This window comes from Planococcus citreus (assembly GCF_003664125.1).
Lineage (GTDB): Bacteria > Bacillota > Bacilli > Bacillales_A > Planococcaceae > Planococcus > Planococcus citreus.
The window spans coordinates 195,895-215,714 of the sequence record NZ_RCCP01000002.1 but is presented as its reverse complement, the minus strand read 5'-3'; the positions used below and the strand labels follow the sequence as shown (position 1 = coordinate 215,714).

The window sequence follows — 19,820 nt, the reverse complement described above, 5'->3', positions numbered from 1 at the left end:
GTGTCTCGTTTGAAAAGACAAGAAAGACGGCTGTAAGCGCAGGATTCTTTACAGCGCTGCAATACAAGCACTATTTTTTGGCGGGTGGGGCTTTCGGATAGAAACGAGCTGCACTATATAGAAGAAACAGTGTCCAGATGGAAGTCGCGAGGGATATCCATAAGTTATTGGTCCAGAAGCTCGCAACGTACGCAACAATGGTTGGGACGGTGACAGCAAGTGCAGCTGTACGCCACATATGGCGGTATTCACCGCGACGCTTGAGCAAGGCAAGGAAGCCATAGCCGAATGCCGCAAAGACGCTGATTTTGATGAAATGATAGAGCGTCGTCGAGACGAATAAAAAAATGAGTGCAAACGGGTACAGCAGCCAATCGATTTCTTCTATGAATTGCAGCAGGCCTTCCAGTTCTGAGGAGCTCGAGCCGATGCCGAATGTGAATTCGGCGAATGAAATAAGCGACAGCAAAGCGATGAAAAGAAAAACGAATTTCAAAATGCGCCCGATCGGCATTATACGGACCGCTGCCCGTTTTTTCGGTTCCATAAAGCTTGCTTTGAATAGTTGATAGAGGTTCACGTCGATCTTCCTTTCCCTATGTATTGTAATATTATCACGTTAAATAGGGAATGCCGGGGTCTTATGTTACGGGTTTGTAAATTTTCAATAAAGGTATTTACATTTACTTAGCGAAGTCTTCATAATAGGTGAGGTGTCATTACGTTATATTTAGGAGTTGAATGTGAATCGTGGAAATGAATTGGCAGGAATTACTGTTTACCTTCTTTGGGGGACTCGGTATTTTCCTATTCTCAATCAAGTATATGGGTGACGCTTTGCAGAAAGCTGCGGGCGATAAACTACGGGACATTTTGGACCGTTTTACGACCAATCCGTTCATGGGTGTCTTGGTTGGTATCGTCGTAACGATCTTGATCCAATCGAGTTCAGGGACGACGGTTATTGTCGTCGGCCTCGTTAGTGCCGGTTTCATGACCTTGAGACAAGCGATCGGCGTCATCATGGGTGCGAATATCGGGACGACCGTAACGGCATTCATCATCGGCTTGGACGTCGGTGCATACGCCTTGCCAATCATGGCAGTCGGTGCATTCTTGATTTTCTTCATCAAGAAAAACCAAATCCAAAATATCGGTCAAGTCATTTTCGGTTTCGGTGGATTATTCTTCGGGATGGAAACGATGAGCGGGGCAATGAAGCCGCTGCGTGAATTGCCGGCATTCATCGACATGACCGTCAACTTGAGTGAATTCCCAATCCTTGGAGTTGCAGCAGGGACAATCTTCACTTTCATCGTCCAAAGTTCCAGCGGGACGATCGCCATCTTGCAAGGGCTCTATGCAGAGAACTTGGTTACGCTTGATGCTGCCTTGCCGGTTCTATTCGGTGACAACATCGGAACGACCGTGACAGCCGTGCTCGCAGCACTTGGTACATCCATTGCAGCGCGCCGGGCAGCAGCTGTCCACGTTCTGTTCAATGTTATCGGCTCCATTATCTTCCTGATCTTGCTTGTGCCGTTTACGGCGTATGTAGAGTGGATCACGGGCGTTTTGGATCTCGAAGCGAAAATGCAGATTGCATTCGCACACGGGACGTTCAACATTGCGAACACATTGATCCAATTCCCGTTGATCGGCGCTTGGGCATACCTCGTGACAAAAGTAATTCCTGGCGACGAAGTGCTTGTCGAATTCAAGCCGAAGCATCTGGACTTGAACTTCATCGAGCAATCGCCATCGATCGCTCTTGGCCAGGCCAAAGAAGAAGTGTTGCGCATGGGTAAATATTCCGTGCAAGGACTGGAAGAAACGTATGAGTATTTGAAAACGAAAAGCAAGAAGCATGCTGAAATGGGCTATCAATTGGAAGATGCCATCAATAACCTGGATGGTAAAATTACCGATTACCTGGTGCTCATTTCCGCAGAATCGATTTCGGCAGCGGATTCCACTCGCCACACGATGCTGATGGAAACGGTCCGTGATATCGAACGGATCGGCGACCATTTCGAGAACATCATCGAATTGATCGATTACCAGGAAGCCAATAAAGTGAAATTGACCGGCGAAGCGATGGAAGACTTGGACGAAATGTTCACATTGACCATTGCCACGGTTTCGAAATCACTTGATGCACTCGACACGACAAGCCACGAACTTGCTCGTGAAGTGGCAGAGCAGGAAGACCTGATCGACAAAATGGAACGCAAATTCCGTAAGAAACACATCCTTCGCCTGAACGAAGGCGCATGTTCCGCACAAGCGGGAATCGTCTTCGTCGATATCGTCAGCAACTTGGAGCGGATCGGCGACCACTCCGTCAATATCGCGGAAGCCATCCTCGGCAACCGCACTTGATCCATACTCCCTTTCATCCTTTACATTTCTTGAAATGTAGGGCACGATGAAAGGGAGTTTTTATATCGGAAAAGGAGGGCTCGTGATGCTCGAAATTGTCGGCTGGGTTTTTGTAATTGTGTTTTTTGCCATCGGTTTTATTGGACTTGTGTACCCGGTCATCCCGGCGTCGCTGTTCATTTTCGGCGGATTCATCATTTATGGCCTATTTTTCAGCTTTGCTGATTTGCCATGGTGGTTCTGGCTCATCGAAATTTTATTCGTCCTGTTATTGTTCGGTGCAGACTTTCTGGCCAATGCAGTCGGCGTGAAAAAATTCGGCGGTTCAAAAGCAGGTTTGGTGGGCAGTACTGTCGGATTGATTTTCGGCCCATTTATCATCCCGTTTGCCGGCATTCTCATCGGCCCGTTCCTCGGCGCCATCATTGCAGAGATGCTCGTCAACAAATCATCGATCAAAAAATCGATTCGCTCTGGAATCGGTTCGGTGGTCGGTTTTATTACTTCCGCACTGACAAAAGGCATCATTCAGGCCGTGATGGTCGGCTTGTTCTTCTGGGTGATTTGACTGCCGTCTCCGACTAAGGTCTGAAAAAGGCAGGTCCATATGCTTTATATTTGTGTCGGTTTGAAAATTTTGATACGCTAAGAAAGTAGAACAATAGACTCAAGGAGGAATTTAATCATGGCATACGAACTACCGGAACTACCTTACGCGTACGATGCGCTAGAACCGCACATCGACAAAGAGACAATGAACATTCACCACACGAAACACCACAACACGTACGTAACAAACGTAAATGCGGCCTTGGAAGGTCATGACGATCTTTCTTCAAAATCAATTGAAGAATTGGTTTCTGATTTGAACGCAGTACCGGAAGATATCCGCACAGCTGTCCGCAACAACGGCGGCGGCCATGCGAACCACTCGCTATTCTGGCAGCTTCTTTCCCCGAATGGTGGCGGACAGCCGACTGGCGCAGTAGCTGACGCGATCAACAGCAAATTCGGAAGCTTTGACGAGTTCAAAGAAAAATTCGAAGCTGCAGGCAAAACACGTTTCGGTTCTGGCTGGGCTTGGCTAGTCGTCTCTAACGGCGAGCTTGAAGTCACTTCAACGCCAAACCAGGATTCTCCACTATCTGAAGGCAAAACGCCGATTCTTGGAGTGGACGTTTGGGAGCATGCTTACTACTTGAAATACCAGAACCGCCGCCCTGACTATTTGGCAGCATTCTGGAATGTTGTTAACTGGGACGAAGTTTCCAAGCGCTACGAAGCTGCTAAATAATTGTTAAATATTGAAACCTGGACACACACTTTTTCGTCTGAAAAAGTGTGTGTTTTTTTATGTCCGTGCTATACTAACAACTGGATATTTTTTTGAAAGGAGCTACGTGCTCATGAAAACCCCTCAAAAACGTCGTGTGTCGCTGGCAAAGTCCAAACTCCAGTCCAATACGACCTTTCGGATGAACATTCTCTTTTTTGCTATTTTTCTGCTGTTTTCCATGCTCATCCTGCGGCTAGGGTATTTGCAGATCGTTAAAGGAGAAGATTATGCCCGGGCGATTGCGAGAACCGAGGAAGTTGCGGTCAATACAAGCGTGCCGCGTGGCCGGATTTTTGATTCTGCCGGGCGCCTGCAAGTCGATAACGAGCCCGTCAACAGCATTACTTATACGAAGATGCAGACGACCAAGAGCAGCGAGATGATGGAAGTGGCAAAAGAACTCGCCAAATTGATCGAAAAAGATACGAAGAAAGTGACTTTTCGCGATAAGCAAGACTTTTACATACAATTGAATACAGAGAGCGCCACGGAAAAAGTGACACCGGAAGAACGTGCTGCGATCGAGGCTGAGGATATTCCTCAGAAAGAGAAGCAGCAGAAGCTCGATGCTTTAGTCCGCGAGAAAATCACGGATGAAGAACTTAATAGCCTGACAGAGGAACAATTGGAAGTTCTCGCGATTTACCGGGAAATGTCATCAGGCTATGCTTTATCGCCGCAGATCATTAAAGGCGAAGGCGTGACCGATGAAGAATTCGCCGTGGTGTCAGAGCGCTTGACCGATCCGAAGCTGGAAGGAGTCAATACAATCACCGACTGGAAGCGTGTGAAAATGACCGATTTGACGATTCTCGGCAGCACGACGACACCTGACCAAGGGATTCCAGCCAACCGCCTCGATTATTATTTAAGCCGTGATTATTCCCGCAATGACCGCGTCGGCACGAGTTTTTTGGAGCAGCAGTATGAAGATGTGTTGCAAGGGCAGAAATCGAGCGTCAAAAACGTCACCGACGGGCGCGGGCGTGTTATCGAAACAGTGCCTGTAGATGAAGGCGAGCCCGGAAAAGACTTGGTGTTGACGATAGACAGCGAACTCCAGTATGAGCTGGAACAAATCGTCGAAGAGAAGTTGCTGGCTTTAAAAGCCGGTCCCAACTCACAGCTGGTCAAAGATGCTTACTTGGTCATGATGAATCCGAACACCGGTGATGTCTTGTCCATGGTCGGCAAACGTGTCGGCGAGGACGAAAATGGCAAACGCGTCGTTAATGATTATGCATTCGGCACATTTACGGCTGCCCATGAAATGGGTTCAACCGTCAAGGGGGCGACACTCTTGACTGGCTATGCACAGGATGCCGTGGAGATTGGGGAAGTGCAGATCGACGAACCATTGAAGTTCGCGGGCACTACCCAAAAGAATTCAATCTTCAATACGACAGCGTTCAACCGCATCCCGATGAATGATTTGATGGCGATTGAACGTTCCTCCAACGTCTATATGTTCAAAATCGCTTTGGACATCGCCAAAAGGCAATACCAATACAACCGGCCATTGAGCGTCGACCCAGAAAGCTTCTCATTGATGCGCAATTCATTCGCGCAGTTCGGCCTCGGAGTCGAAACCGGCATCGATTTGCCGAACGAAGGCACGGGTTATGCCGGTGGGGTCAGTCCAGGGACGAAACTTTTGGACCTTGCAATCGGCCAGTTCGATACGTATACGACGATGCAATTGGCACAGTATATTTCCACAATTGCCAATGACGGCTACCGCATGCAGCCGCATGTCGTCAAGGAAATCCGCAAATCCTCTTCTGACGGCGAGACGCTCGGGCCAATTGAGACGATTATGGAACCTAAGATCATGAACCGCATCAATAATACGCAAGAAGAAATCGACCGTGTTAAAGAAGGGATGCGCAATGTGTATATCGGAGGCTCCGGCTCGGCGCGCGGCCAGTTCAGCGATACGCCTTACACAGCAGCCGGCAAGACCGGGACTGCGGAAGCCTATTTCTACGAACGCGGCCATGCACTGCACGGCACGTTGAACGTCAACATTGCCCATGTCGGCTTCGCGCCATATGAGGACCCAGAGATCGCTTATGCGGTGGTCATTCCCTTTGTCACGACGAATCCCCGAGAAGTTCCGAGAACGAATAACGAAATCGCCCGCGCCGCAGCTGACAAGTATTTTGAATTGAAAGAACAGCGCAGCGAAGACGAAGCGAATAAAATCAAACAGCCGTTCAGCGGAACCCGAATCAAATAATGACGCTTTACGGTAAATTTAAAAATCGCCCGACCAAAGTCCTGAACTGGACATTGGCCGGGCGTTTTTTTGTGTTTTTCAATAAGGCTTTCGTCATTTACAATTTCTTAACAATGGCTTCATATGTCCTCAACAATAGAATCGTATAGTTGGTCTTGTAAACAACAAACCATATTAGGGGGAAACATTAAAATGAGAAACTGGAAGTTCGCTATGGCATCAACAATTCTTGGAACAGCATTTCTACTTGGCGCATGTGGCAGCACGGAAGAAACTGCAACAGGCAGCGAAACGGCTGATTCCGCTTCAGACGAAGCAGTACTAGAAGGTTCGGTCACTGGTGATGGATCATCTACAGTCGCGCCAATCCTCGAAGGCATTGTTGAAGAATACGCAGCAGTTCAACCTGAAGTCCAAGTAACGGTCGGTGTTTCCGGTACGGGCGGTGGATTCGAAAAATTCATCCAAGGTGAAACAGCTTTCTCGAATGCTTCTCGACCAATTAAAGAAGAAGAAGCAGATGCTCTAGAAGAAGCAGGCATCGAATACACAGAATTCCTTCTTGCTTATGACGGGCTATCAGTAGTCGTCAACCAGGAAAACGACTGGGTAGAGGATTTGACAGTTGAAGACCTGAAAAAACTGTGGGTAGAAGATGGCAGCACGAAAATGTGGTCAGACATCAACCCGGAATGGCCGGATGAAGAAGTCGTATTCTATGCGCCAGGAACAGCTTCTGGAACATACGATTATTTCAATGAAGTCATCCTAGAAGAAGAAGACATCGTCGAATCAGCGACATTGTCTGAAGATGACAACACGCTTGTTCAAGGAATCCAAGGAGATCCAAATGCAATCGGATTCTTCGGCTATGCATACTACATCGCGAACCAAGATACATTGAAAGTCGTAACTATTGATGGCGTCGAGCCAACTCCTGAAACAATCGAATCCGGTGATTATTCACCACTGTCACGTCCGCTCTTCACTTACGCCAACAATGCGAAAATTGCTGAAGATGAAGCGGCTTACGATTTCATGAAGTTCACTTTAGAGAACGCTGGTCAAATGGCTGAAGCTGTCGGCTACGTGCCATTGGCAGTAGAGGATTATGAACAAGGCTTGGCAGATCTTGAAGCGTTGAAATAAATCAAGTTGCAAGTTCAGTCTTAGGGTGAGCAGCTGCTGCTCGCCTTTTGCGGTTGAAAGGGGATTCTATTATGCGCACATCGGTTCAAGAACTGATCGCAAAGTCGAAAGATAAGAAAAGCAAAAAAATCATTGAGAAACTCATACCGGTTTTGTTGTTCCTGATCGCTTCTGTTTCGGTCTTGACAACCATCGGTATTGTCCTGACATTAATCATAGAAACGGTCACGTTCTTTACAAGAGTGCCACTGTCTGAATTCATCCTTGGCACGACGTGGCTACCGTTCGCCAATAGCGGAGCCCAGTTCGGCATTTGGCCGTTAATCGTCGGTACATTGAAAATTACCGGCATCGCGATTGTCGTAGCTGTGCCGATCGGCATTTCGGCTGCCATTTATTTGAGCGAATATGCTTCTGACAACGTAAGACGCGTCGTCAAACCAATTCTTGAGGTTTTGGCAGGAGTCCCAACTATCGTCTACGGCTTTTTCGCCTTGACGTTTGTGACGCCTGTATTGCAAAGCTTTTTCCCGGACATCAAGATTTTTAACGCGATTTCACCAGGGATCGTCGTCGGCATCATGATCATCCCGATGATCGCTTCGCTATCGGAAGACGCCATGTCGTCTGTCCCGAAAAGCATTCGCGATGGGGCGCTTGCCATGGGCTCGACAAAGTTTGAAGTCGCTTGGAAAATCACCGTTCCAGCCGCGTTGTCCGGCATTATTGCCTCGGTTGTGCTCGGCTTGTCCCGCGCGATCGGCGAGACGATGATCGTTTCGCTTGCGGCAGGTTCAACACCGAAGTTCGATGGCGATTTCACTGGTTCGATCCAGACGATGACTGCCTATATCGTGCAAGTATCCAAGGGCGACGCCGGTTATGGAACGACGATTTACTATTCCATCTATGCGGTCGGGTTTACATTATTCCTCTTCACGATGGCGATGAATATCCTGGCTGGGTATATGTCAAAACGTTTCCGGGAGGAATATTAAGATGAGGTACATTGAACAGGAAAAAGTTGTCCGTCGAATGAACGGCCGGATGGTCGTCAACCGTGTTTTCCAAGGGCTCTTCATGTTTGCGACGGCGCTCGCACTGCTGGCGCTGGTGATCTTGCTGTACCGGATCGTCAGTCAAGGAGCGGGACATCTATCCATTGATTTCTTAACCAACTTCGCTTCACGGTTCCCGGACCAAGCGGGTATTAAAGCAGCGCTTGTCGGCTCGATCTGGCTGATGGCAGTAGTCGCTCCGACATCCATTTTGCTGGGTGTGGGATCTGCGATTTATTTAGAAGAATACGCCAAAAAAGGGCGCATCACGACTTTTATCCAAATGAATATTTCCAATTTGGCGGGGGTTCCGTCAGTTGTCTTCGGACTTTTGGGGTTGACGATTTTTGTCCGCGCATTGGCGCTCGGCAACAGCATCCTTGCAGCAGGCTTTACGATGAGCTTGCTCATCCTGCCGGTCATTATCGTGGCGGCACAGGAAGCGATCCGTTCGGTTCCAGGCGAATTGCGTGATGCATCGTATGGAATGGGTGCAACCAAATGGCAGACCATCGTGCGCATCATCTTGCCGGCAGCAATTCCCGGCATCCTGACAGGCAGCATCTTGGCCTTGTCGCGTGCCATCGGCGAAACGGCGCCGCTGATCGTGGTGGGCATCCCGGTTATCATCCAATTCTTGCCGGAAGGCGTCATGGATACGTTCACGGCGTTGCCGATGCAGATTTACGATTGGTCAAGCCGCCCGCAAGCTGAGTTCCAAACGGTTGCAGCTGCCGGGATCATTGTCTTGATGGTCGTGTTGTTATTCATGAATTCAATAGCAGTCTTCATTCGGAACAAATTCGATAAATCCTATTAAAGTGTCATGCGGAAGGGGAGTTCATTATGAACACAGCAACAATTAAAACAAAAATCAATACAGCCCAGCCTACTTCAGTAGAACAAGCTGAAAAGGAAAGTGTTTATAGCACGCGTCAATTGAATTTATGGTATGGCAATAACCATGCTTTAAAAAATATTGACTTGGAAATCGGGGAAAACGAAGTCACAGCGATTATCGGGCCATCAGGGTGCGGGAAATCGACTTATTTGAAAACCTTGAACCGCATGGTGGAACTGGTGCCTTCTGTGAAAACTTCAGGAGAAATCCAATACCGTGGCCGCAATATCTTCGAATCGAGCTACGGAGTTGAAGAATTGCGCACACGCGTCGGCATGGTGTTCCAAAAGCCGAACCCGTTCCCGAAATCGATTTACGACAATATCGCTTACGGCCCGCGCATCCACGGCATCAAAAACAAGAAAATCCTGGATGAAATCGTCGAAAAAAGCTTGCGCGGCGCAGCCATCTGGGACGAAGTGAAAGACCGCCTGAACGAAAATGCATACGGCATCTCGGGCGGCCAACAGCAGCGGATCTGCATCGCGCGGACATTGGCGATTGAACCGGATGTCATCTTGATGGATGAGCCGACATCAGCACTTGACCCGATTTCGACTTTGAAAATTGAAGAATTGGTGCAGGAATTGAAAGAGCAATACAGCATCATCATCGTGACGCATAATATGCAGCAAGCTGCGCGGATTTCCGATAAAACTGCCTTCTTCCTGAATGGGGAAGTCATCGAATATGACCGCACGGATGCAATTTTCTCGAACCCTGCCGATAAACGGACAGAGGATTATATTTCAGGTCGATTCGGCTGACCCGCAACTCTAATCAGCAGGAACGAGCTTCCTGCTGGCCTTTAGAAATGGATGAATGGGAGGAACTTTAAATGGCAGTACGCGAAAAGTTTGAATATGAACTGCACTCAGCACAGGAACAATTGATTACATTAAGCACAATGGCTATCGATGCACTCGACAAATCGATGAAGGCGCTGATCGCCCACGACATCGACAAAGCGCTTCAAGTAATCGACAATGACGCCAATATCAATCGCCTCGAAGAAGAACTGAATGATCAGGTGATCTTGTTGATTGCCAAGCAATCACCGGTTGCGACCGATCTTCGGCGCTTGATCGTCACAATCAAAGTGGCCTCAGACATGGAGCGTGTCGGGGATTACGCCGTCAATATCGCTAAAGAAACGATCCGCATCGGGCAGCAAGACCTGCTTGAGCCAATCAACAAAATCCAGCGCATGCATGAACTCGCCACCTCCATGCTGCGCCAGGGCATTGATGCCCTTATAGAAGAAGATGTGGAAAAAGCCAAGGAAATCGCCGACCTTGACGATGAAGTCGATGATTTGTACGGTGAAGCGATCCGGCTGTTGTTCCAGCACAGCGCAAAAGAGCCGGAACAGCTCAGCCAAGTGACGCAATTGGCATTTGTTTGCCGCTATATGGAACGATCTGCGGATTATGCGACCAATATCGCGGAGCAATTATTCTACCTCGTCCGCGGCCGCCATTACGATCTGAACAAATGACAAAAAACCACAGCGCCGGCTGTGGTTTTTTATTTAGGGAAATGATGGGGAAGCATCATTTTTCAGTGGACAATCACTGAAGGTATGCTATAATAATTAAGTCGTATAGATCACGCTTATTAATGAAATGGATTTTTTGAAAGAATTGGGAGGGATATCGATGCGTGTAAACATTACACTAGCTTGCACAGACTGTGGCGAAAGAAACTACAGCACTGTTAAAAATAAGCGCAACAACCCTGAGCGTCTTGAATTGAAAAAATATTGCTCACGTGAAAAGAAAATGACAACACACCGTGAAACGAAGTAAGTAATTGACTGCCAAAACCTCTCGGGGTTTTGGCTTTTTCTTTTGTTATGCGCAGTTTACTATAGAAACTATACATAGAGACAATCTACAGTTCAGCAGAAGGGGCGTTTGCATAATGGAAAAAGCAGTGTTGAGGAAATCGGTCATCGGCCAAATGAGTGAACTTACAAAATCACAACATGCCCAAATGTCATCGGCCATTTTGGAGGAACTTCTGGTAGATCCCGATTTTCAAAAAGCTGAAACTATCGGGGTGACCATCTCGCGCTGGCCGGAAGTCGATACGATTCCGCTTATCGAAACGTGTTGGCGGCTGGGCAAAAGAGTCGCCGCCCCAAAATGTTTCGCAAAAGACCGGACGATGGATTTCCGGTTGTTCAACAGACTCGACCAATTGGAAGTGGTGTACATGGACCTCCAGGAACCGATCGAAGCCGAAACGGAAGCGGTCGGCCCCGAAAGCATCGATTTATTGATTGTGCCGGGTGTAGTCTTTACGCAAAGCGGCTATCGAATCGGCTTCGGTGGAGGCTATTATGACCGCTATTTAAGTGGCTTTAACGGCAATACGCGGTCGCTGGCATTCAACTTTCAGTTGGCTGGCGAATTGCCTATCGAAAGCCATGACATCCCAGTCGATGGCATCATCACGGAAAAACGAACAATTGATTCGAAGGCGGTGAGAGCATGAAAGACCTTTACGATGTAATGCAATTGCTGAAAAGGTACGGAACGATCGTCTATACGGCGGATTTTATTTCGGATCTCGATCTGATGGAATCCGATATCCGCGAGCTGTACGACCACGATTTCATCACGCCGCGTGAATACGCATCTGCCTTGATGATTTTGCGGCAGAAACGCACAGAATACGAGAAAAAAGGAAAATCATGAAACCGAAAGCGTTTTGGCGCGTCTATTAAGGGTAATTGCTTTCTCTCGAAGGTGATTTGTTCTATACTATAAGGTATTGAATTTCCGATTTACTTGAAACTGAAATTCGCGCGAACCGGACAAACGCTCCGGTAAGACGAGGAGGATGTGCGGCAATGAAAAACAAAGAATGGCCTAAGCATTCGGTCCTGGCCATCGCAGTCATCGCGACATGGCTGACGACATATGTCGTCTACAAAACGGCCTTTTCCATAACCATCGACAATGCATTGCAGGAATTCATCCTGTTCTTGAACCCATTAAGCTTACTATTATTCGCCTATGGAGGCGCGCTCTTCTTCAAGAGCAAGAAAGCACGAAACCGCTATATCGTCATAATCGCTGTCGTTACATCGATTATCTTGTACGGCAATGTGGCGTTTTACCGCTTCTTCACGGATTTCATCACACTGCCCGTATTGTTCCAGACGGATAATTTCGGCGACATCGGCAACAGTGCTGCCGCAAGCATCTATTGGAGCGATATTCTCTATTTTGCCGATATCATCATCATCTTATTGGCGATGCGTTTTGTGAAAGAAAAAGAATCGGTGCTGAAATCGGCAGCGACACACCGTAAAGCATACTTCGTCCTGTCGGCAGCTGTGCTGTTCTTTAACCTCGGCCTTGCCGAAGCAGAACGCCCACAACTATTGACGAGAAGCTTTGACCGCGAAATGCTCGTCAAGAACCTGGGGATGTACAATTACCATCTGTATGATGTCTATATCCAATCGAAATCACAAGCACAGCGAGCGCTTGCGGACGGCTCGGAATTGACGGAAGTGACCAACTACGTCCGTTCGAACCAGGCAGAACCATCTGAAGAAATGTTCGGGGCTGCGGAAGGGCGTAATTTGATCGTCGTCACACTCGAGTCATTGCAGACCTTTGTGTTGAACAATGAAATGAACGGCGAGACCATCACGCCTTTCATGAACGAATTGACACAAGACGAAGATACGATTTACTTCCCGAACTTTTACCACCAGACCGGGCTTGGAAAAACTTCCGACTCCGAGTTCCTGCTTGAGACTGGCATGTATCCGCTAAGCGGTGGCGCCGTATTCTTTACACACAGCGGCAATACCTTCAATTCCATGGCGGAAAAGATGGGCAACGAAGGGTATTCGACCAATGTCCAGCACGCCAATACGAAAAGCTTTTGGAACCGCGACATGATGTACGAATCGCTTGAGATCGACAAGTTCTATGATATCCAGAGCTATACAGTAGGCGAAGGGCAAGCTGTCAACTGGGGCATGAAGGACATTCCGTTCTTCGAGCAATCCGTCGGCCATATGTCTGAAATGCAGCAGCCGTTCTACACGCGCCTGTTGTCGCTTACGAATCACCACCCATTCACATTGGACGAAGAAGACAAGCTGATCGAGGAATTCGATTCCAATTCAGGTACCTTGAACCGCTATTTCCAGACGGTGCGCTATTTGGATGAAGCCGTCAAATCCTTGTTCGAAGATTTGAAGGAACAAGGATTGTACGAAAACTCCATCATCGTCATGTACGGCGACCATTACGGCATCTCCGACAACCACAACGAAGCGATGGCGCAGTATCTAGGCAAGGAAATTACGCCGTATGAATCGGCACAATTGCAAAAAGTGCCATTTTTCGTCCATATCCCAGGTTATGAAAAGGGCTATGTCGATGAAGAAATCGGCGGCCAAGTGGATATGCGTTCGACGATCCTTCATTTGATGGGCATGGAAACCGAAAAAGACATTCAATTCGGCGGAGATTTATTCTCTGAAGAACACGAGGAATTCGTCATTTTCCGTGACGGGCGCTTTGTGACTGATGAATATGTCTATGCAGCGAATGTCTGCTATGATATCGAAACGGGCGAACCGGTGGAAGACCAAAGCGTATGCGACCCATATGCTGAACGCGCCCTAGAGGAGCTCCAGTACTCCGAATCGATCATCAACGGCGACTTGCTGAGGTTCTACGAAGAGGAAAACGGCCAATTGAAAACATTGGGCGAACAAGAACAACCGTAATTCAAAAAGGGCTGCCACAACCGCATCGGTTTGGCAGCCCTTTTCTTTATGGCCAGTAAAAAAACCGGCGCAATGAATGCGCCGGTTTCTTCGTTCTTAATGAAGGCCAGGTGGGTAACCGTGTGTAATGAGAGTTGCAACGGTGAAACCGCCGAAAATAACAAAGGTCCCAAAATTAAATAAGAATCCTAAAACTTCTTTGTTTTTTAGGGTTTGAACTGTACCGATTGCAGCAAGAACTGCTGTGAGGCCGAAAATAACCATCAAAATCCAACTCATCTTATGACACTCCCTTCAACTTTAACAGCCAGTGCCGTCTTCTACTCTTTATATTGTAAAGAAATTCTGCAAGTTTGTCGAGGCGTAAAAATGTCATTCTATTGAACAAGCAAAAGAATGTGTTCATGATATACTGCTAATGAGGTGAAAGTCATGTTAAAAATCGATCGGCTGGAACTAGGCCCAGTGCAAACGAATTGCTACATCATATCAGGGGAAGGCAAACAATGCGTCATTTTCGACCCTGGCGAAGAAGCTGGTAAAATCCAGGACGTGCTGAAACGCAAGCAATTGACACCGCTCGCGATTCTTCTGACACACGCCCATTTTGACCATATCGGGGCGGTCGACGAATTGAGGGAGAAATATAAAATCCCTGTCTATCTTCATCATAAAGAACGCGATTTCCTTGGGCGGCCGAATTTGAACGGCTCGGGTAAATACGCGGCATTGCCGGATTACCGAGTAGCGGATGCAGACGAATTGATCACCGATGAACAATCGCTTGAAATCGGCCCGTTCAACATGGAGTTGTTCCATACGCCTGGGCATTCGCCAGGCAGCGTAAGCTTTTATTTTCCGCAAGACCGCTTCGCGATCGTCGGGGACACCTTATTTTCAGGAAGCATCGGGCGCACTGATTTGGCGGAAGGCTCAGAACAGCTGCTGCTAAAATCAATCCGTGAGTCTCTATTGACGCTGCCGGAAGAAACCTTCCTGTTCCCGGGGCACGGCCCGGAGACGACCCCAAAACAGGAACAACAGCATAATCCTTTCCTGCGTATGTAAAGGGCATAAAAAAAACGGCCGAGATGGCCGTTTTTTTGCGTTCACATTCAATTTCTATTAATGACCTGCTCCTGGGACGTGGATGAACGTAGAGTAGTAAGTAAAGCCAACGAAAAAGACTGTCAGATAGGCTCCAAAAATATACATGTACATGCGTTCAGAAATGTTTAAGTATCCAAGAAGAACGAAGAAGCCGGTATTGGCAACCATCAACAATGATACTTCTACCATATCGCCGACATAAAATAAAATTGCAAAGATTCCAGTCCACCATCCCATTAATTTAAACATATTATCCATGGGTAATCCCTCCTTTGCCACAATACAATAATCTCCTATTCATTATATAGGAAGACGAGTCTATGTGTAAACAAGGACTTCGGGCTAGTTTGTGACAAAGCGGTGTAGGTGTATCCATAAAGCGGTCTAAAGCTATAGGTGCCTGCCCTGAAAGCCTGGATTTCAGGGCTTTGAGGCGTTCAAATAATTATTTTGGTATTTTCGATATTCAAAGGCCATCTGTGTGCTTATACTAATGGGGAACGGAGAGGCAGCCTCCGCTCGCAGACCCGGACAGGAGGTGACTATGCAAGATATCATTGAACGGCGATGCTTCGACCTATTGCATTCCGCCGTAGAAGAAAAAACCACCGATATCCACATCAGGCCAGAACCCCGCGATTACAGCATCACCTACCGCACGTACAACCATTTCAAGCCGGTGGCGAAAATCCCCTTCGATTTAGGCGATCGCATGATTGCTTACTTCAAATACCTCTCCCTTTTGGACATGAGCGAAAAACGAAAACCCCAAACCGGCTCATTCCATCTTCAGATGAATGGCCATACCCACCATTTCCGAATTTCCACATTGCCGTCCGTGATGACGAAAGAAAGCATCGTCATCCGTGTCATTCCAGACAGCACAGCGTTATTTCTTGATGAATTGGCGGCGTTCCGCGATTCAGCCAGGCTGCTCGAGAAACTTGCCGGCGAACGGCAGGGCTTGATGCTGCTGACGGGACCGACCGGTTGCGGCAAATCCACCACTTTGTATTCTCTCTTGCGCCACTGTTCCGAACGGCTCAACCGAAATGTCATCACGCTCGAAGATCCGGTCGAGCGCCAAAACCCTGCCTTTCTTCAAATCCAAGTGAACGAAAAGTCGGGAATGAATTATGCGACTGGCTTGAAAGCGATTTTACGGCATGATCCCGATATTATCATGATTGGTGAAATCAGGGATGCCGAAACTGCTGAAATAGCCGTCAGGGCCGCCTTGACAGGGCATTTGGTGTTTTCGACGATCCATGCCAAGCATTCGGTCGGCTGTCTTCACAGGCTCCATGACCTGGGCATTCCATATGAAGACATGCTTCAGACGCTTATCGGCATCGCGGCCCAGAAAATTGTGCCGATGTACGAGGATTTGCAGCAGCTCGAGACGAAGCATCGTGCGTTATATGAAATTCTGTGCGATTCAAGTTTGGTGGATGCCATCCGTTCAGCGAGACAGCAACAAGAGTATCAACTGCCGGAGCATTTATCGTTCGGCGGGCAGATCCGGGAAGGGGTGAGGATCGGTGCGCTTCATTCCGGTTTCGAGTTCTAGGCGCTTGCCGTTTCGTGAGCGCGCCCAGTTTTTGACTAGGCTTTCGGTGTTGATGTCGGAAGGCTATTTGTTTCCCGTCGCCATGACGCTTCTTTTGCCGATGCACACAGAACGTGTAGATGAAGCACTTGCAGGCATGGACCGAATCTTGAAGGGCGGCGGCAATGCTGCTGAAGTCCTGAAATTTCTTGGGTTCCGTGAGCGCGTGTTGTTCCCGGTCGAGATTGCCGAGTTCCATGGCAAGCTCAGCGAAGCGATTCATGGCATCGCTGCCGGATTCAAGCGGACTGAAGAAGTGCAGAAGAAACTTCGCAATATCCTCGTCTATCCTGTCTCACTATTGATTCTTACCGCTGCTTTGTTCTTATTTTTCAGGACCAATTATGTGCCCAATCTGACTGCCCTGATATCTTCGCTGCAGCACGGCGAAGAAGGCGCCGGGGTTCCGGTTTATTTGCTGCGCATTCCGGACATAGCGATTGCTGTCTTCGCGGCTATTGCGTTATTGGTTCTTGGCTTTCGTGAATATCTAAAGCGGCAGCCTGCCGAGCGCCAAATGGCATTATTGATTAAGCTGCCGGTTATTGGGCCAGTTATGCGGCTTTATTGGTCGCAGCTCGCTTCTAGGGAGCTCGGCACGCTTTTGCATAGCGGAATTTCCTTGCAGGAAGCATTGATGCTTCTGCGCAAGCAGCGTCATCATCCCATCATCAGCCAAATCGCTGAATCGCTGCATGACGAAGTCAAGACCGGTATCGTGCTGTCATTTGCTGTAGACCGCCATGCCTTTGCGGCGAACGATATGGCGGCGTTCATCCGCCACGGGGAAGCGACCGGCATGCTCGGGAAAGAATTGATGCTCTATAGCGAAGTGTTGCTCGACAGAATTGAACTGCAAGCCCAGCGTTCATTGAAAATCATCCAGCCCAGTTTCTTTGTGCTGATTGCCGTTTGTATCGTCGCCGCCTATTTGGCGATTCTTTTGCCGATGTACAATCTCGTCCATACGATATAAGGAGGAATACGATGAAACGATTAAAAAACCAACGGGGCTTTACACTTATTGAAATGTTGATCGTCATGTTGATCATCACGGTATTGATTGCTATCGCCATCCCGAATGTCTCGAAACAGACATCGGCGGTCGATGAAAAAGGCTGTAAGGCATTTGTGCAGATGGTCCAGGGTCAAGTGGAATCCTACCGAATGGATAAAAAAGCCGTGCCGGTGATGGCGGATTTGGTATCCGAAGGCTATTTGAAAACAGGAGAGACGAGCTGCCCGAACGGGGAAGTGATCAATATTTCAGTTGACGGCGTGGTGAGCTCATCAAAAGCATCTTAAAAAGCAGTTCAGGCTTTACATTAATTGAAATGCTTCTCGTGTTGATTGCGGTCGGCATAAGCGCTTCGCTTGTTGTTGCATCTGTGGTGCCGCTCGAAAAAAAGCGCGAAGAAGACCGGTTTTTTGTGTTGCTGGAACAAGACATCCATTATGCCCAAAGCCAGAGTTATTTACTCGGGACATCGGTAGTCTTGACTTTCCGGGACCATAAGCCGGGCTATGAAATAATGTATGGCTTAAGCCATCCGGGATACATCAGGACCATGCCAAAGTCGATCAGCTTGAACGCATCCAGCAATCTTAGCGAAGTATACTTCATGCCGAATGGCTCGATCCGCCAGCCAGGCACCTTGCGCTTTTCGACCAGCAGCGGTGAAAGGACGGTGACGGTCCATCTTGGAAAAGGGCGCGTGGTGGTTTCAAAATGACAAGGGCATCTCCGTGGCGGAAACGATGCTCAGCCTGTTTATGGTATTTCTAGTCTTCGGTTCGCTCCTGCCGCTCGTCCATGATATGCAAGTGAGGCTCGAACTGAAAAAAGAGCGCCTCGCCGCTTATGAGACCTTGCACGAAGCGGCAAAAACCATTGCCGCTACCGGCAGTATTGAAGGCCAGCGCTCGGTGAACGGTACACTGTATTCCTGGCAAGCGGATGGCCATTGTGTTGACTACGTGGACTTTCAAGGAAAGCAGGTGCGCTTATGCATCGAGTGAACATCCGATCGTCAAACGGATTTACGTTTCTCGACAGCTTGCTGGAGTTATTGGCATTATCGATCATACTGCCGCTTGCCGCGATGTTCTATTTGTTCAGTTCGCATATGCTGGTGGATCTGGATTCCGGCGCAACGGAGTTCCGGCTGTTTGCGCTGGAGCTGCAGCAGTATCTGGATGGCAGCGAACAAATTTACATCATGCGCGATGGAAAAGGCGTTCGCATTGTTCGTGAAGGGGTTGTTTACGATATCGAATTGTATGGCAGCGTTGTGCGCAAGCGAAAAGACCAGTTTGGCCATGAAATCATGCTGACCGATGTGAAAAACAGCTTTTTTCAAATGGAAGGCAAGCGTTTAAACATCCAGCTGGAGTTCCAAAGCGGCGCAAAAGAGGAGGCCGATTATGCGCTCTCGCTTCCTGATTAGCCAATCCGGAGCAGTCTATCCGCTATCCCTCGTGTTCTTTCTGTCCGCAATGGCGCTGTTATCCCATATGGTGCTGCTTTATGCGATTGAATATCAAACTTATGATAGTTTGGAAAATGTTCATAGAAATGCTACTATACAACTACTGATGGAAATTGGGCAAAATAAAATCCCTGAGTAGGGTAGTGCGGGTGGGAACAATGAACAGAATATATTTGATCGGTTTTATGGGCTGCGGCAAAAGTGCGGTCGGCAGGAGGCTAAGTTTTTTATTGAAGATGCCCTATTATGACATGGACAAAGAAATCGTCCGTCAAATGGGCATGACGATACCGGAAATCTTCGAGCGTTTTGGCGAAGAATATTTCAGGAATCTCGAAACGGAATTTTTGCAAAATTTGCAACAGGATCATTGCATCATCTCTACCGGCGGTGGCGTCACAATGCGCAAAGTGAACCAGCGCCTCATGCGCCAGACGGGGCTCGTGTTATTCCTGGATGCACCGTTCAAGGAAATCTGGCGGCGTATCCATAAAGACCCGAACCGCCCGATCGTCAGGCGCTCGACGCGCGAGGAAATCGAAGCGCTCCACAAATCGCGTTACCGTGATTACAAACGGACGGCGCATATCACCATCCGGACCGAACACCGCACGCTGCGGCAGATTACCCAATATGCTGCATTTCAAGTTAAACGCCTGAAAACGAATGATTGGAACGCATAATAGTAAAACATTCGTGTTTGAGGCGTTAAGGTAAAAAAGATTGCGCTTTCGTCAATTCAATGTTAGGATGTAGTCGAAGTTATACTATTCTGTATAGCGGGA

24 protein-coding genes are annotated in these 19,820 nt (G+C 48.1%); 21 read left to right on the top strand and 3 right to left on the bottom strand.

Annotated features, from left to right (window positions below):
- Positions 1 to 70: 70 nt before the first annotated feature.
- On the bottom strand, positions 71 to 580 hold the full coding sequence (locus DFR62_RS09300) for a DUF1189 family protein (RefSeq protein ID WP_121299991.1): 510 nt from the start codon (positions 578 to 580) through the stop codon (positions 71 to 73).
- Between the two features lie 170 nt (positions 581 to 750).
- Between DFR62_RS09300 and DFR62_RS09295 the strand changes: the two genes are divergently transcribed.
- The 13 genes from DFR62_RS09295 (at position 751) to DFR62_RS09235 (ending at position 13,827) form a co-directional block, all read left to right on the top strand.
- Positions 751 to 2,382: a Na/Pi cotransporter family protein gene (locus DFR62_RS09295; protein ID WP_121299989.1), complete on the top strand. Its 1,632-nt coding sequence runs from the start codon at positions 751 to 753 to the stop codon at positions 2,380 to 2,382.
- An 85-nt stretch (positions 2,383 to 2,467) separates the two neighbouring features.
- Positions 2,468 to 2,950, top strand: a complete 483-nt coding sequence (locus tag DFR62_RS09290) for a DUF456 domain-containing protein (RefSeq protein ID WP_121299987.1) — start codon at positions 2,468 to 2,470, stop codon at positions 2,948 to 2,950.
- Between the two features lie 117 nt (positions 2,951 to 3,067).
- Positions 3,068 to 3,676, top strand: coding sequence for a superoxide dismutase SodA (gene sodA / locus DFR62_RS09285; protein WP_058380907.1), 609 nt, complete (start codon positions 3,068 to 3,070; stop codon positions 3,674 to 3,676).
- Between the two features lie 112 nt (positions 3,677 to 3,788).
- Positions 3,789 to 5,957 (top strand): peptidoglycan D,D-transpeptidase FtsI family protein, encoded by a 2,169-nt coding sequence (locus DFR62_RS09280; protein WP_121299985.1) that lies wholly within the window; start codon positions 3,789 to 3,791, stop codon positions 5,955 to 5,957.
- Positions 5,958 to 6,149: 192 nt separating this feature from the next.
- Entirely contained in the window at positions 6,150 to 7,106 is a 957-nt protein-coding gene (locus DFR62_RS09275; protein ID WP_121299983.1) for a PstS family phosphate ABC transporter substrate-binding protein, read from the top strand.
- Between the two features lie 71 nt (positions 7,107 to 7,177).
- Entirely contained in the window at positions 7,178 to 8,104 is a 927-nt protein-coding gene (gene pstC / locus DFR62_RS09270; protein ID WP_121299981.1) for a phosphate ABC transporter permease subunit PstC, read from the top strand.
- A 1-nt stretch (position 8,105) separates the two neighbouring features.
- Positions 8,106 to 8,984, top strand: coding sequence for a phosphate ABC transporter permease PstA (pstA, locus tag DFR62_RS09265; RefSeq protein ID WP_121299979.1), 879 nt, complete (start codon positions 8,106 to 8,108; stop codon positions 8,982 to 8,984).
- A gap of 26 nt (positions 8,985 to 9,010) precedes the next feature.
- A complete protein-coding gene (gene pstB / locus DFR62_RS09260; protein ID WP_121299978.1) occupies positions 9,011 to 9,832 on the top strand; it encodes a phosphate ABC transporter ATP-binding protein PstB in 822 nt (273 codons plus the stop codon).
- A 71-nt stretch (positions 9,833 to 9,903) separates the two neighbouring features.
- The gene (gene phoU / locus DFR62_RS09255; protein ID WP_121299976.1) at positions 9,904 to 10,563 is read left to right on the top strand and encodes a phosphate signaling complex protein PhoU; all 660 of its coding nucleotides are present in this window, start codon (positions 9,904 to 9,906) and stop codon (positions 10,561 to 10,563) included.
- A gap of 160 nt (positions 10,564 to 10,723) precedes the next feature.
- A complete protein-coding gene (gene rpmG / locus DFR62_RS09250; protein ID WP_082799233.1) occupies positions 10,724 to 10,873 on the top strand; it encodes a 50S ribosomal protein L33 in 150 nt (49 codons plus the stop codon).
- Between the two features lie 115 nt (positions 10,874 to 10,988).
- Positions 10,989 to 11,564, top strand: coding sequence for a 5-formyltetrahydrofolate cyclo-ligase (locus tag DFR62_RS09245; RefSeq protein ID WP_121299974.1), 576 nt, complete (start codon positions 10,989 to 10,991; stop codon positions 11,562 to 11,564).
- Positions 11,561 to 11,767 (top strand): YqgQ family protein, encoded by a 207-nt coding sequence (locus DFR62_RS09240; RefSeq protein ID WP_101190241.1) that lies wholly within the window; start codon positions 11,561 to 11,563, stop codon positions 11,765 to 11,767. Before DFR62_RS09245 ends, DFR62_RS09240 begins: the two co-directional genes overlap by 4 nt.
- Positions 11,768 to 11,922: 155 nt before the next feature.
- On the top strand, positions 11,923 to 13,827 hold the full coding sequence (locus DFR62_RS09235) for an LTA synthase family protein (protein ID WP_121299972.1): 1,905 nt from the start codon (positions 11,923 to 11,925) through the stop codon (positions 13,825 to 13,827).
- Positions 13,828 to 13,923: 96 nt separating this feature from the next.
- Here the strand turns inward: DFR62_RS09235 and DFR62_RS09230 are convergent, their stop codons facing one another.
- Complete coding sequence (locus DFR62_RS09230; protein ID WP_068869055.1) at positions 13,924 to 14,106, bottom strand: DUF2759 domain-containing protein; 183 nt, start codon at positions 14,104 to 14,106, stop codon at positions 13,924 to 13,926.
- Between the two features lie 153 nt (positions 14,107 to 14,259).
- On the opposite strand from DFR62_RS09230, the gene DFR62_RS09225 reads away from it, so the two are divergent.
- Complete coding sequence (locus DFR62_RS09225) at positions 14,260 to 14,895, top strand: MBL fold metallo-hydrolase (RefSeq protein WP_121299970.1); 636 nt, start codon at positions 14,260 to 14,262, stop codon at positions 14,893 to 14,895.
- Positions 14,896 to 14,952: 57 nt separating this feature from the next.
- Here the strand turns inward: DFR62_RS09225 and DFR62_RS09220 are convergent, their stop codons facing one another.
- Positions 14,953 to 15,195 (bottom strand): DUF2626 domain-containing protein, encoded by a 243-nt coding sequence (locus DFR62_RS09220; protein WP_058380895.1) that lies wholly within the window; start codon positions 15,193 to 15,195, stop codon positions 14,953 to 14,955.
- A 286-nt stretch (positions 15,196 to 15,481) separates the two neighbouring features.
- Between DFR62_RS09220 and comGA the strand changes: the two genes are divergently transcribed.
- The 7 genes from comGA to DFR62_RS09180 all read left to right on the top strand — a co-directional run bounded on the left by comGA (position 15,482) and on the right by DFR62_RS09180 (position 19,718).
- Entirely contained in the window at positions 15,482 to 16,507 is a 1,026-nt protein-coding gene (gene comGA, locus DFR62_RS09215; RefSeq protein ID WP_121299968.1) for a competence type IV pilus ATPase ComGA, read from the top strand.
- Positions 16,479 to 17,522, top strand: a complete 1,044-nt coding sequence (gene comGB / locus DFR62_RS09210; RefSeq protein WP_121299966.1) for a competence type IV pilus assembly protein ComGB — start codon at positions 16,479 to 16,481, stop codon at positions 17,520 to 17,522. Before comGA ends, comGB begins: the two co-directional genes overlap by 29 nt.
- A gap of 11 nt (positions 17,523 to 17,533) precedes the next feature.
- On the top strand, positions 17,534 to 17,851 hold the full coding sequence (gene comGC / locus DFR62_RS09205; protein WP_058380892.1) for a competence type IV pilus major pilin ComGC: 318 nt from the start codon (positions 17,534 to 17,536) through the stop codon (positions 17,849 to 17,851).
- Positions 17,836 to 18,279, top strand: a complete 444-nt coding sequence (gene comGD / locus DFR62_RS09200) for a competence type IV pilus minor pilin ComGD (RefSeq protein ID WP_341867766.1) — start codon at positions 17,836 to 17,838, stop codon at positions 18,277 to 18,279. Before comGC ends, comGD begins: the two co-directional genes overlap by 16 nt.
- A 13-nt stretch (positions 18,280 to 18,292) precedes the next feature.
- On the top strand, positions 18,293 to 18,565 hold the full coding sequence (locus DFR62_RS09195; RefSeq protein WP_237150717.1) for a hypothetical protein: 273 nt from the start codon (positions 18,293 to 18,295) through the stop codon (positions 18,563 to 18,565).
- Entirely contained in the window at positions 18,553 to 18,993 is a 441-nt protein-coding gene (locus tag DFR62_RS09190) for a ComGF family competence protein (protein WP_121299964.1), read from the top strand. Before DFR62_RS09195 ends, DFR62_RS09190 begins: the two co-directional genes overlap by 13 nt.
- A 200-nt stretch (positions 18,994 to 19,193) precedes the next feature.
- Positions 19,194 to 19,718 carry a shikimate kinase gene (locus DFR62_RS09180; protein ID WP_121299961.1) on the top strand — a complete coding sequence of 175 codons (525 nt, stop codon included), beginning with the start codon at positions 19,194 to 19,196 and terminating at the stop codon, positions 19,716 to 19,718.
- Positions 19,719 to 19,820: the final 102 nt, after the last annotated feature.

Bases quoted from the DNA above. Each gene is read 5' to 3' on its own strand.
- pstB (WP_121299978.1), top strand. From the start codon at position 9,011: ATGAACACAGCAACAATTAAAACAAAAATCAATACAGCCCAGCCTACT.
- comGC (WP_058380892.1), top strand. From the start codon at position 17,534: ATGAAACGATTAAAAAACCAACGGGGCTTTACACTTATTGAAATGTTG.
- pstC (WP_121299981.1), top strand. From the start codon at position 7,178: ATGCGCACATCGGTTCAAGAACTGATCGCAAAGTCGAAAGATAAGAAA.
- DFR62_RS09225 (WP_121299970.1), top strand. From the start codon at position 14,260: ATGTTAAAAATCGATCGGCTGGAACTAGGCCCAGTGCAAACGAATTGC.
- DFR62_RS09275 (WP_121299983.1), top strand. From the start codon at position 6,150: ATGAGAAACTGGAAGTTCGCTATGGCATCAACAATTCTTGGAACAGCA.
- DFR62_RS09245 (WP_121299974.1), top strand. From the start codon at position 10,989: ATGGAAAAAGCAGTGTTGAGGAAATCGGTCATCGGCCAAATGAGTGAA.
- sodA (WP_058380907.1), top strand. From the start codon at position 3,068: ATGGCATACGAACTACCGGAACTACCTTACGCGTACGATGCGCTAGAA.
- DFR62_RS09180 (WP_121299961.1), top strand. From the start codon at position 19,194: ATGAACAGAATATATTTGATCGGTTTTATGGGCTGCGGCAAAAGTGCG.
- DFR62_RS09235 (WP_121299972.1), top strand. From the start codon at position 11,923: ATGAAAAACAAAGAATGGCCTAAGCATTCGGTCCTGGCCATCGCAGTC.
- DFR62_RS09190 (WP_121299964.1), top strand. From the start codon at position 18,553: ATGCATCGAGTGAACATCCGATCGTCAAACGGATTTACGTTTCTCGAC.
- comGA (WP_121299968.1), top strand. From the start codon at position 15,482: ATGCAAGATATCATTGAACGGCGATGCTTCGACCTATTGCATTCCGCC.
- phoU (WP_121299976.1), top strand. From the start codon at position 9,904: ATGGCAGTACGCGAAAAGTTTGAATATGAACTGCACTCAGCACAGGAA.
- DFR62_RS09290 (WP_121299987.1), top strand. From the start codon at position 2,468: ATGCTCGAAATTGTCGGCTGGGTTTTTGTAATTGTGTTTTTTGCCATC.
- DFR62_RS09230 (WP_068869055.1), bottom strand. From the start codon at position 14,106: ATGAGTTGGATTTTGATGGTTATTTTCGGCCTCACAGCAGTTCTTGCT.
- pstA (WP_121299979.1), top strand. From the start codon at position 8,106: ATGAGGTACATTGAACAGGAAAAAGTTGTCCGTCGAATGAACGGCCGG.
- DFR62_RS09240 (WP_101190241.1), top strand. From the start codon at position 11,561: ATGAAAGACCTTTACGATGTAATGCAATTGCTGAAAAGGTACGGAACG.
- DFR62_RS09220 (WP_058380895.1), bottom strand. From the start codon at position 15,195: ATGGATAATATGTTTAAATTAATGGGATGGTGGACTGGAATCTTTGCA.
- DFR62_RS09280 (WP_121299985.1), top strand. From the start codon at position 3,789: ATGAAAACCCCTCAAAAACGTCGTGTGTCGCTGGCAAAGTCCAAACTC.
- rpmG (WP_082799233.1), top strand. From the start codon at position 10,724: ATGCGTGTAAACATTACACTAGCTTGCACAGACTGTGGCGAAAGAAAC.